General features: G+C 68.0%; 9 protein-coding genes and 2 pseudogenes. 9 read left to right on the top strand and 2 right to left on the bottom strand.

Translation table 11 applies throughout. The features are described from left to right. Positions 1–226 (bottom strand): annotated as a pseudogene (locus BLS56_RS30115) (IS630 family transposase); the annotation flags it as partial. A gap of 1,428 nt (positions 227–1,654) precedes the next feature. Between BLS56_RS30115 and BLS56_RS32850 the strand changes: the two are divergent. The 8 genes from BLS56_RS32850 (at position 1,655) to BLS56_RS31880 (ending at position 9,033) form a co-directional block, all read left to right on the top strand. After that, a complete protein-coding gene (locus BLS56_RS32850; protein ID WP_267463962.1) occupies positions 1,655–1,777 on the top strand; it encodes a hypothetical protein in 123 nt (40 codons plus the stop codon). 50 nt (positions 1,778–1,827) lie between these two features. Beyond that, entirely contained in the window at positions 1,828–2,118 is a 291-nt protein-coding gene (locus BLS56_RS31090) for a hypothetical protein (RefSeq protein ID WP_139191083.1), read from the top strand. 549 nt (positions 2,119–2,667) lie between these two features. Continuing rightward, a complete protein-coding gene (locus tag BLS56_RS30105; RefSeq protein WP_091457955.1) occupies positions 2,668–2,970 on the top strand; it encodes a nitroreductase family protein in 303 nt (100 codons plus the stop codon). A 92-nt stretch (positions 2,971–3,062) separates the two neighbouring features. Beyond that, entirely contained in the window at positions 3,063–3,506 is a 444-nt protein-coding gene (locus tag BLS56_RS30100) for a YbaB/EbfC family nucleoid-associated protein (RefSeq protein ID WP_091457953.1), read from the top strand. A 12-nt stretch (positions 3,507–3,518) separates the two neighbouring features. After that, positions 3,519–3,827: a type VII secretion target gene (locus tag BLS56_RS30095; RefSeq protein WP_228772060.1), complete on the top strand. Its 309-nt coding sequence runs from the start codon at positions 3,519–3,521 to the stop codon at positions 3,825–3,827. Continuing rightward, positions 3,824–8,329: an RHS repeat-associated core domain-containing protein gene (locus BLS56_RS30090; RefSeq protein ID WP_091457949.1), complete on the top strand. Its 4,506-nt coding sequence runs from the start codon at positions 3,824–3,826 to the stop codon at positions 8,327–8,329. The genes BLS56_RS30095 and BLS56_RS30090 overlap by 4 nt, the downstream gene beginning before the upstream one ends. 25 nt (positions 8,330–8,354) lie before the next feature. Further along, the gene (locus tag BLS56_RS30085) at positions 8,355–8,783 is read left to right on the top strand and encodes an SMI1/KNR4 family protein (RefSeq protein ID WP_091457946.1); all 429 of its coding nucleotides are present in this window, start codon (positions 8,355–8,357) and stop codon (positions 8,781–8,783) included. A 100-nt stretch (positions 8,784–8,883) separates the two neighbouring features. Next, the gene (locus BLS56_RS31880; protein ID WP_175483114.1) at positions 8,884–9,033 is read left to right on the top strand and encodes a hypothetical protein; all 150 of its coding nucleotides are present in this window, start codon (positions 8,884–8,886) and stop codon (positions 9,031–9,033) included. Here BLS56_RS31880 and BLS56_RS30080 read toward each other — a convergent pair. Next, positions 9,030–9,857 carry an integrase core domain-containing protein gene (locus tag BLS56_RS30080; protein ID WP_175483113.1) on the bottom strand — a complete coding sequence of 276 codons (828 nt, stop codon included), beginning with the start codon at positions 9,855–9,857 and terminating at the stop codon, positions 9,030–9,032. The genes BLS56_RS31880 and BLS56_RS30080 overlap by 4 nt on opposite strands. Before the next feature lie 26 nt (positions 9,858–9,883). Between BLS56_RS30080 and BLS56_RS30075 the strand changes: the two are divergent. Then, positions 9,884–10,465, top strand: a pseudogene (locus BLS56_RS30075) (hypothetical protein); the annotation flags it as partial.

Here is a 10,465-nt window from a genome sequence, read left to right as displayed (position 1 = left end):
CGTCGAACCCCCGCTCGTTGAACGCGTGGATCACATCCCGCACATACTCCGCGCTGACCTGCAACAACGACGTGATGTCCCGCACCGCCCGGCCCTGGCCGGACATCATCACCACGATCGCCCGCCGCAACCGGATCGGATCCTTGCTGGTCCTGGTCACCCGCTGAAGCTTGCGGCCCTCCTCCATCGACAACGACCGCACGAACACCTCGGGCCGACGAGCCACAACCACCTCCCACACTCGATTTACGGGAGACAGCCTGACCCACCACCACCAAGATCAATTACCGGGTCAACCTATCGAGACGAGCCACTAGCTGGTGAGCTCACAATCCCACTGGGCAAACGCCGCAGCCGACGGCGGGCGCATCCGGAGATCGTCTGCCGCGCCCGGCCGCGATCGCCATCGCCGTCCAGCGCGCCGCCGACGTCGGCGGCCCGTGGCTGCACTCCGACGCGCTGCCCACCCAGTTGTACGCGTTCGCCCGGAGCTCTGACCGGCGCATCGCCGCCACATCACTGTTCCCGGCAGCACGTGAGCTGCCGCCCCGCATGTCCTGCTGGACGCGACCGGCGTTGTCGCCGAGTCGGACCTCTCCCGCGGTTGTCGGCCTGTGAGAACGCAGTCCCGCCATCGCCTCCCGACCTGGGCGGCCCCGTCCAGCAGGGTGCTGTACTGGTTGCGAACATCGACGACCAAGCCACCAACGCGTTCCACAACATTATCGAGGTCTTCGATACCCATCACAACAGCGATTCCGAGGCCAGCCCCTTCCTGCAAGGCTCGCCGAAGTGCGGTCGCTTCCCTCGCATCTGAAACGAGAGCGCCCACTTCCGGCACCACAGCTACCAAACCCGGCTTGCGACGGCTTGGCTCATGCCCGCGCCAGGTTTGGTCGTTCGCACGCTTCTCAAGCGCACCGAGGAGCTCGGTCAGCGAATGGGTCACCAACGTCACGGTGAACTTGCCCGACCTCACTGCCTCATGCGCGATAAGATTCAACAGCCCCGCCGCGTCGTCGCTTTGCCCCCTGAGAACAAAACCATGCTCATACACCCCGCGAGTGGTGTTATAGAACCACCAGAATGCATCGCGATCGTCACCTCGCTTCCCCAATGTGACCGTGCCCCGCTTAACAGGAAGGCTCTGCGATCGCCTCAACTGCTCGATCTGCCGACGTCTCTTCTTGATGGTCCGATCAGCCGCCCGCGCCTGCGGCATCGCGCGGGACACGCGCTGCCCAGCACTCGCGACATCAGGCAAGGTCACCTCCGGTGGCCTGCGATCCTTCGGCGCCTCGTCCCCGAAGATCCGCAGTGACACACCCGAGTACTCGCCGAGATTAGCGAAAAGTCGACGACCATGGCGCACCATTTGCGCAGCGGGCCGCCAACTACTCACCGCTTCAGCCGATACACCCCGCAACTGCGGATGCGCAGGAGCAGGCGGGAGATCATGGCATATCAAGTGGTTGCGGAATGTATCGCCCACCAGATGAGAGTGGAACCGGGCTAAGCCGTCGCCGCCCGTGAGATTGACCACAAGCAAGCGGAACCCGGCTTCGCGCATCTTGCGCATGGCTTTCGTCGGGCTGACTGAGTCCCACTTCCGGAGTTTCTGGTTATAGTGCGGGTCGAAGTACGCGATCAGTGCGTGCTCGATCAGGTCGACCGACCGCTGCTTGATCGGCCCGGCCGGTTCCGCGAAGTGCTCAAAGAAGGCCGTGAGATCCGGACCGAGTTCCGTGTCCTCGATATGGTCGTCACCGGAAGTTGAGCGGCTGTCGATTCGAGAGGCGAGACGATGATATCGTAGGAGCTTCCGCTGTGATCCTCGTAGATCTTCTGCAGAGTCTTGTGCTGGGCTGTCCGCCCACCGGCATCACTCCTGCCCTCGGCGAACGACTGCCCGATGTACAGCACCTCCTGCGCGGCGATGTCACCACGGACCTGCGTAATCAGCGAAGCCAACGACCAAGCGTCGCCATGGACCACCTGCCCTCCGACAACCATGGTGAAGTACGCGCCATCGAGATGGAGCCGAACGACTCGACTGATCCGAAAGGCCTCGCGTCAAGCACCAGTGGTTCCACGCTGACCTCGTCGTCCTGTCGGTGAACGACGACCTTCAACGACACGATGTCGTTGTCGATCCGCACCGAGTCCTCGACAATGCGAACCCGCGGGCACCTGCTGATGATGTACCAGTGCGATGACGACAACGCCTTCCGGAGATCCTCGACCTCGCGCGGCGGCGGCCCACCAGCGCGGCTCGATCAGCTCAGCGGCGTTGCCAGCGAGCCAGTCCTTGTGGTCGCCGCCGGTGCCGTCCAACGATTGCAGGTAGATCACGTGTCCGTGGTCGGTGTCCCACACGATCGCGTAGAAGGTCTGGCGGCGGCCGTACCCGCCGAGAGTGACCACACCGCGGTGCAGCTCGGGAGCGGGCGCGGTAGCGGCGGGAGTCCGGAACAGCCATAGCGAGTCCGCGCTGACCTCGCGGCCAGCGACCGATCGAACGGCTGCCCCATGCTGTTCCCTCCTCCGCCCCGAGCGGTTCCGCTCGGGGCGGAGGTCACGACACCGAAGGCGAGCGGAACCGCTCGCATGGGCTGCCGTATGCGCTCGGGAGCTATGGCTCACTTCGCTCGCCGAACGTGCCTTTTCATGGGCCAGCCCTGGGCCGCCGCCGCGATCGGCGTAGCCAACGCGGTCACCGCGAGAAGGCTGATCAAGTACGGCGACCGCGGCTACCGCTATCTGCTGCTGGAAGCACGCCACGCCAAGCACAACATGGCACTGGAATTCGGCACTGTGCACCTCGGCGGCTTCTACGACGACGAACTGGCGGGCCTGCTGCGGATCGACACGGACACGAGATCCCCGTTGTACGCGACCGCCCTCGGTTCGCCGAAGGAATCGACCCCGGATGGACGCAGAGCGCTGGACAAGCTCACAGAAACGCTCTGACCAGCACGGATACCGCCTGGCTCAGCAAAGACCGCCCGTGGGCGGGCACGCCGTGACATGCTGCGAACGAGCCCACGAGAAGGAGACCATCGGTGACCGAGCCAGCCTTCGGAGTAGACGCAGCCACCACCAACGCGGGCCTGGACCGCTGGGCCTCGGAAATCCAGGCCAAGGCCGACCGCTACAACGCCATGCAGCAGCAGGTCACCGCCATCACCGCCACCGCATCCTCCCAGGACGGCACGGTCACCATCACCGTCGACTCCGCGGGCGCCGTCACCGCCATCCACTTCACCGAGGACCTCAAACGCCTCCCGGCCACCGCCATGGCCGACCAGGTCCTGACCACCATGCGCGCTGCCCAGGCCAAGATCACCGACCAGGTGACGGAGATCGTCCAGACCACCGTCGGCGACGACCCGGCTACCGCCGAAGCCATGATCAGCGCCTACCGATCAAGGTTCCCGGAACCGGACGCCACCGTAGACCGTCCCACCGACGACGATGACGACTTCGGAGGCTCGATCTTCCACTGATCTGGGGGTGCCATGCCTGACGGGATGACCGGCGTTTTCGTCGGCGAGCTACGCGCACACGCGACCCGCCTCGACGCGCTCGGCGAGCGGCTCAGCACGGCCGCGGACGCCGGCAGGCAGGTCACGATGGGCACCGAGGCGTACGGCAAGATCTGCCAGTTCTTCGTGCCGGTGGTACAGAGCATCTCCACACCGGGCATCGACGCCATCGCGCACACCGCCACCACGGTCGCCGAGTCCGCGCAGGGCATCCGGGACACGGCGAACGCGTACGAGCAGAACGACCAGTCGAACGCGCAGAGCCTCGGTGGTGGGCAATGACGAACCCGCTGATCGCGCAACGTCAGGACTCCACGACGGCGCTCAGCGGTATCGGCATCGCCGAGTCCGCCGTCGACCTCTACAACGGCATCGAGGGAAAGTCGTGGGTGGAGGCCGGGATCGGCGGCGTGGGGGTGGGACTGGAGGCCTTGTCCCTGGCCCTTGACCCGGTCGGCACCCTGCTCAGCTACGGCGTGGCCTGGCTGATGGAGCACGTGAAGCCGCTGTCGGACGCGCTGGACTGGCTGGCCGGTGACGCCGACCAAATCGCCGCCTACGCGCAGACATGGAAGAACGTCGCCACCGAGACCGGCAAGGTCGCCGAGGACTTCGCATCGGAGGTCCGCAACGGCACCGCGGGCTGGGGCGGCGAAGCGGGCGACGCCTACCGCGCGAACGCCGCCCAGCAACTCGACAAGATCAAAGCCGCGGGCACCTGCGCCGAGTCCATCGGCTCCACCGTCCAGATTGTCGGCGTCCTCGTCGGCGCCGTCCGCGAAATCGTCCGCGACCTGGTCGCCGAGTGCGTGGCCACGCTGATCGCCCGCATCCCCCAGTGGGTCGCCGAAATCGGTGGCACCCTCGGCATCGCCACCCCGCACGTCGTCGCGTCCGCGGCCGCTCTGATCGCCCGCTGGGTCAACCGCATCAAGGACTTCATCAAAGCCCTCACCAAGTCCCTCGACTCCCTCTCCTCCCTCCTGGGCAAACTCGACGAGATCTTCGCCGCGATCAAGAAGTCCCTACCCGGCAGCAAGTCCCCGTCGTCCACCCCCACCAGCCCCAACACCGTCACCTCCCCCAACGCCGCGACCACCACCCCCTCCGGCTCGACGTCCCCCAGCACCACGACGTCCCCCAGCGGCACCACCACACCGAGCGGCGCCACGACGCCATCGGGCAGCACGTCACCAAGCGGCACGACCTCACCCGGCAGCACGACAACCCCGTCCGGAACGACCTCCCCGTCTGGAACGACGACCCCGTCGAGCACCACGCCCTCCAGCACCACGCCGACGCCGTCCACCACAACACCTTCCGGCACCTCCCCGGGCAAGTCTCCGTCCACACCGGACACCAGCCCGAACCGGCCCGCCGACCCGAACACCACCAAGACCCCGGAACGCGCGCGCAACACGTGCAATGACCCGGTCGACGTCGTCACCGGTGACGTGGTCGCGGGCCAGGTCGACGTCGACCTCGCGGGCGTACTGCCGCTGGTGCTGCGCCGCACCCACGTGTCCTCGTTCCGCGCGGGCCGCTCGTTCGGCCCCACGTGGGCGAGCACCTTGGACCAGCGGCTGGAGTTCGACCGGCTCGGCGTCGTGTACGTCGCCGACGACGGCATGGTCCTCGTCTACCCCGACGTGCCCGCCACCGGCGCCGTGATGCCCGCGGCGGGCCCCCGGTGGCCGCTGCGCCGCACCGAGGACGGCTACGCCATCGAACGGCGCGGCACGCCGGAGATCCTGCACTTCACGGGGACCGCGGCCGAGGCGCCGCTGACCCGCATCGCCGACCGCAACGGCAACCACATCGACATCGCGCGCGGCGCCGACGGCATCGCCACCCAGGTCTCGCACAGCGCAGGACACCGGGTCGACGTGACCGGGGCCGACGGCCGCATCACCGGTCTGGTCCTGCACAACGCGGTCGGGCCGGGCATCCCGCTGGTCAGCTTCGCCTACGACCACGACGGCCACCTCCAGCAGGTGATCAACTCCGCGGGCCGCCCCATGGCGTTCGGGTACGACGACGACGGCAGGCTCACGCAGTGGACCGACCGCAACGGCGCCTGGTACCGCTACTTCTACGACGAGCACGGCCGGTGCGTCGCCAACCAGGGCTCGGGCGGTTTCCTCAACGGCACCTTCGCCTATGACAGCGCCGCGCGCACCACGAGGTTCGTAGACGCGCTCGGCGCGACCACGGTCTTCCATTACAACGCGGCCAACCGCGTGGTCGCCGAGACCGATCCCCTGGGCAACACCACGACCAGGCACTGGGACGAGGCCGACCGGCTCGTCGCGGTCACCGACGCCCTCGGCCGCACCACCCGGTACGAGCACAACGAGAACGGCCAGGTCACCGCGACCATCCGACCCGACGGCAGCCGGGTGGAACTGGCCTACGACAGCAACGGGATGCCGGTGTCGGTCGTCGACGCGGACGGCGCGGCGACCCTGCGCGACTACGACGACCGCGGGAACCTGCTGTCCGTCACCGACCCGGCGGGTGCCGTCACCCGCTACACCTACGACTACCTCGGCCGGGTCACCATGATCACCGACCCGCTCGGCGCGGTGACGACGGTCACCGCGAACGACGCGGGCCTGCCGCTGGCCATCACCGACCCGCGGGGCCAGACCCGCCGCTACGAGCGCGACCAGTTCGGCCGGATCACCTCTGTGACCGACCCGGTAGGCGGGCGCACCACGTTCGGGTGGACCGTCGAGGGCAAGCTCACCCTGCGCGTGCGCGCCGACGGCGCGACCGACCGGTGGCGCTACGACGCCGAAGGCAACGAGGTCGAACACATCGACCCGATGGGCGGCGTCACCCGGACCACCCTCACCCACTTCGACCTCGTCGCGGCCCGCACCGACCCGGCCGGGCGCCGGTCGACGATCACCTACGACCAGAACCTGCGGGTGATCGCGCTCGAGGACGACCTCGGCATGTCGTGGCGGTTCGACTACGACGCTGCGGGCCGGGTCGTGAAGGAGACCGACCCGGGCGGGCGCGAGCAACTGTTCGCCTACGACGGCGCCGGTCAACTGGTGCGGCGCACCAACGGCGCGGGCCAAGTCGTGTCCTATGAGTACGACCAGCTGGGCAATCGGACCAGGACCGTGTCCGCGGAGGGCGTCGCGGAGTTCGCCTACGACGGCGCGGGCCGCATGGTCAGCGCGGTCAACGGCGACGCCGACGTGCGGTTCGAACGCGACGCCGCGGGCCGGGTGCTGCGCGAGATCGTCGACGGCGATGCCGTCGTGTCCAGTTACGACGCCGCGGGCAGGCGGCGAACCCGGACCACACCGACCGGCTCGGTGTCCGAATGGGACTACGACGCGGGCGGCAGGCACGTGGCGCTGCGCGCGGGCGGCAACCACACCCGGTTCGTCCACGACGGCGCCGGGCGCGAGATCCAGCGCCTACTCGACACGGGCACGTTGATCGAGCATGCCTTCGACGCCAATCACCGGGTGACCGCGCAGACCGTCGCACGCGACCAGCGGACGTTGTCGCACCGGGACTTCCGCTACCGCGCCGACGGTGCGCTGCTGGCCATCACCGACCAGGCCATCGGCAGCAGCCGGTTCGACCTCGACGCGGCAGGCGGGATCGTCGCGCACACCACCGCGCAGGGCGTCGCCCGCGCGGGCCACGACGAGGCGGGCGTACCCGAGATCCGGACGGGGCCCGCCGTCACCACCGCGGGCGCGCTGACCTACCAGCGCGACGCGCAGGGCAGGGTCGTGCAGCGGCGGCGCAGGCGGCTGTCGGCGAAACCGGACGTGTGGCACTACGAGTGGAACAGCGACGACCGACTGGTTGGCCTGACCACCCCGGACGGCAGCCGCTGGCGGTACCGCTACGACGCGCTCGGCAGGCGCGTCGCGAAGGAACTGCTCGACGGCGACCGGGTGGTGCGGTCGGTGCGGTACGCGTGGGACGGCATCACCCTGGCCGAGCAGATCGACTCGGCGGGCCAGGCGACGACGTGGAACTTCGCGCCGGGCACCTTCCGCCCGCTCACCCAGACCGAACGCCGCCGCCACGACGACGACGACTGGGTCGACCAACGGTTCTTCGACATCGTCACCGACATGATCGGCACCCCCGTCGAACTCATCGACGGCGACGGTGCCGTGGCGTGGCGCAACCACACGACCGTGTGGGGGCGCGCCCTCGGCAGGCTGGCCAGTACGGCGGACACGGCGCTGCGGTTCCCCGGCCAGTACTTCGACGAAGAGTCCGGCCTGCACTACAACCACCAGCGCTACTATGACCCGGAGATCGCCCAGTACCTCAGCCCCGACCCGATGGGCGCGGCGGCGGGCGCGAACCCGTTCGGCTACGCGCCGAACCCCACCGGGGCGTCCGACCCGCTCGGCCTCGCCCTGTGCCCGCGCGACCAGATCGACCAGTACAGGGAGCGCTACCAGGTCGGCGGCCGCAGGAACATCGCGGTGGCCCAGTACGAGATCAACGGCGTCAGCGGCGAACGGATCGGGGTCAGCGGCAGCCACACGTACCCTGACTCGGCCCCCATGCCGGAGTCCCCACGGTTCGACCGCGGCCCGGACAGCATCTCCCGCGATTCGGACTCGGAGTGGAAGATCCTGGAGGAACTGGCCACCCAACTCGAACCGGGGGCGACCGGGCGGATCCACATATACTCCGAGCGCCCGGTGTGCCCGTCGTGCCAGACCGTGATCGAGGACTTCCGCCGCGCGTTCCCGGGCATCGACATCACGTACTCGGACTACGGCCGCTGACAGGGGAAGCACGTTGCCTAACTCCATGAACGACCTGGCCGGCCTGCTCGTCGAACTCGGGCTGGCCTGCCAGGACACCATCGTCGGCTGCACGGCGGCGGAGATCGAGCAAGTCCGCGCCGATCAGGGCGGCGCGCTGCCGGAACAGTACGAGCAGTTCCTCGCCGTGATGGGCCGGTCCGCGGGCGAACTCCTGCGCGGCACCGATTTCTTCTACCCGTCGATCCTCGGCCTGCCCACCGACGGCCGCGAACTCCTGGTCGAGAACGACGCCACGGGCCTGCTGGGTGACGGGTCGACGATCATCGGGATGCACCAGGGCTACGAGCTGTACTGGCTGGACAGCGCGGGAACCCTGTTCTGGTACAAAGAAGGCAACAAGACGACCCACCGGGACTGGCCGTCGCTGCTCGCGTTCCTCGAAGACCAGGCCCGCACGCAGGCGAGTCGGTGACCAGCTGCCCGGTTCCGCCGAAACCGGCCACCGGGGCCCGGATCGCGTTGATGCACGCACTGGACGAGGGCAGGGTCTAGGCTCCGGATTTCGCCCGCCAGTGGCTCGACCAGCGTCGTCGTGCCTGACGGGGCACGAGCGCACCCACAGCGTTCTCGAACGGGCGCTGGACGATGTCTTCTACACCCTCGACGACTACGTCACCGACCCGGATCTTGTGCGTGCCGAAAACTATGTCCGCGCAGGTTAAGCTGGATGCCGGTACTCATGGAGGACTCCACCGATACGGTCCCGTCGGAGTACCGCGAGGCGTTCGATCCGGTCAGGTCCAAGGGGTTGAGATCGGGCTCGCAAGGGTGCTGCGGCGGCGAGGGATCGGTGGGTGCGGTGCTTGTTGTAGTGCTGCTCGTACGCATGAAGCGCGTGCCGGAGGTGGGCCTCGTTCCAGATCAGCGTGCGGTCCAGGAGTTCGACCCGCGGCGTCTTGACCCAGCGTTCCATGATCGCGTTCATGCGGGGCACCCGGACGCCGGTCAGGATCGTCGCGATCCCGGCGCCGCTGAGGATGTCGTCGATCAGTGCGGGATACTTACCGTCACGATCACGGATGAGAAACCTGACTCGCGCTCGGCTGCAGGCATCTTCGAGGTCCATCAGGAGATTTCGGACGGCCTGTGCCACCCAAGGTGTGTTGGGTGCGCGGTTGTGCCGAGAATCGCACGCCCCTACCGGCGTGGTGGGCAGCGCGAGGATGTGCTGGCGTGCGCCGGTCAGCGTGACGGTCTCAATGAAATCCATCGCCAGGACCACCTCGGCCTGGGAGCGCGGGAACTCGGCCCATGTCACGGTCGCTCGGTGTGGCGCCGGGTCGATGCCAGCGGCTTTAAGGATCTCCCACACGGTCGAAGGAGCGATCGTGACACCGAGGAGGGCGAGTTCTCCGTGGATGCGCCGATAATAACCCCACGAGGAGATCTCGGCCGCTAGACGCAGGACAAGGCGGCGAACCGAGGCCACGGTGCGCGGGCGTCCAGGCCTTCGACGCTGGCTCGTCTGGGCGTGGCGACGCTTCACCAGGTCACGATGCCATCCGCAGCACCGTGTCCGGACTGACCTGTGGGGTGCCAGAACTCTGCACTGGCATGTTGAGCTGCGACGATCGCGCACGCTGGACCAACCCTCGCCCGCAGTTGGACTGGGCCGATCGCGCGGTGCTCGCCGCGCTGGTTCGCCGACTCCCCCGACCGCTGGGTGAGCACCGGTTGGTGACACCGGGAACCATCCTGCGATGGCATCGACGCCTGATCGCGCGGAAGTGGACCTACCCGAACCGCACCGGCCGACCACCGGTCGACGACACCCTCATGGCGTTGATCGAGCGCATGGCGCGGGAGAACACCGGCTGGGGCTACCGCCGGATCCAGGGCGAACTGCTCAAGCTCGGCCACCGGGTGGTTGCATCAACGGTTCGCCGCGTGCTCAAGCGCCTGCGTATCCCGCCCGCGCCCCAGCGTGACACCGACATGTCTTGGCGAGGGTTCCTCCGCGCCCAGGCCGCGAGCATGTTGGCCTGCGACTTCTTCCACGTCGACTGCGCCGTCACCCTCAAACGCGTGTACGTCTTCTTCGTGATGGAAGTCGCCACCCGCTACGTCCACATCCTCGGCACCACCACCAACCCC

It is taken from the genome of Actinokineospora iranica (assembly GCF_900101685.1).
Lineage (GTDB): Bacteria > Actinomycetota > Actinomycetes > Mycobacteriales > Pseudonocardiaceae > Actinokineospora > Actinokineospora iranica.
The sequence above is the reverse complement of the archived record's forward strand: the minus strand, read 5'-3'. Positions and strand labels throughout refer to the sequence as shown.

Bases quoted from the DNA above. Each gene is read 5' to 3' on its own strand.
- BLS56_RS30105 (WP_091457955.1), top strand. From the start codon at position 2,668: ATGGGCCAGCCCTGGGCCGCCGCCGCGATCGGCGTAGCCAACGCGGTC.
- BLS56_RS30085 (WP_091457946.1), top strand. From the start codon at position 8,355: ATGAACGACCTGGCCGGCCTGCTCGTCGAACTCGGGCTGGCCTGCCAG.
- BLS56_RS30095 (WP_228772060.1), top strand. From the start codon at position 3,519: ATGCCTGACGGGATGACCGGCGTTTTCGTCGGCGAGCTACGCGCACAC.
- BLS56_RS30090 (WP_091457949.1), top strand. From the start codon at position 3,824: ATGACGAACCCGCTGATCGCGCAACGTCAGGACTCCACGACGGCGCTC.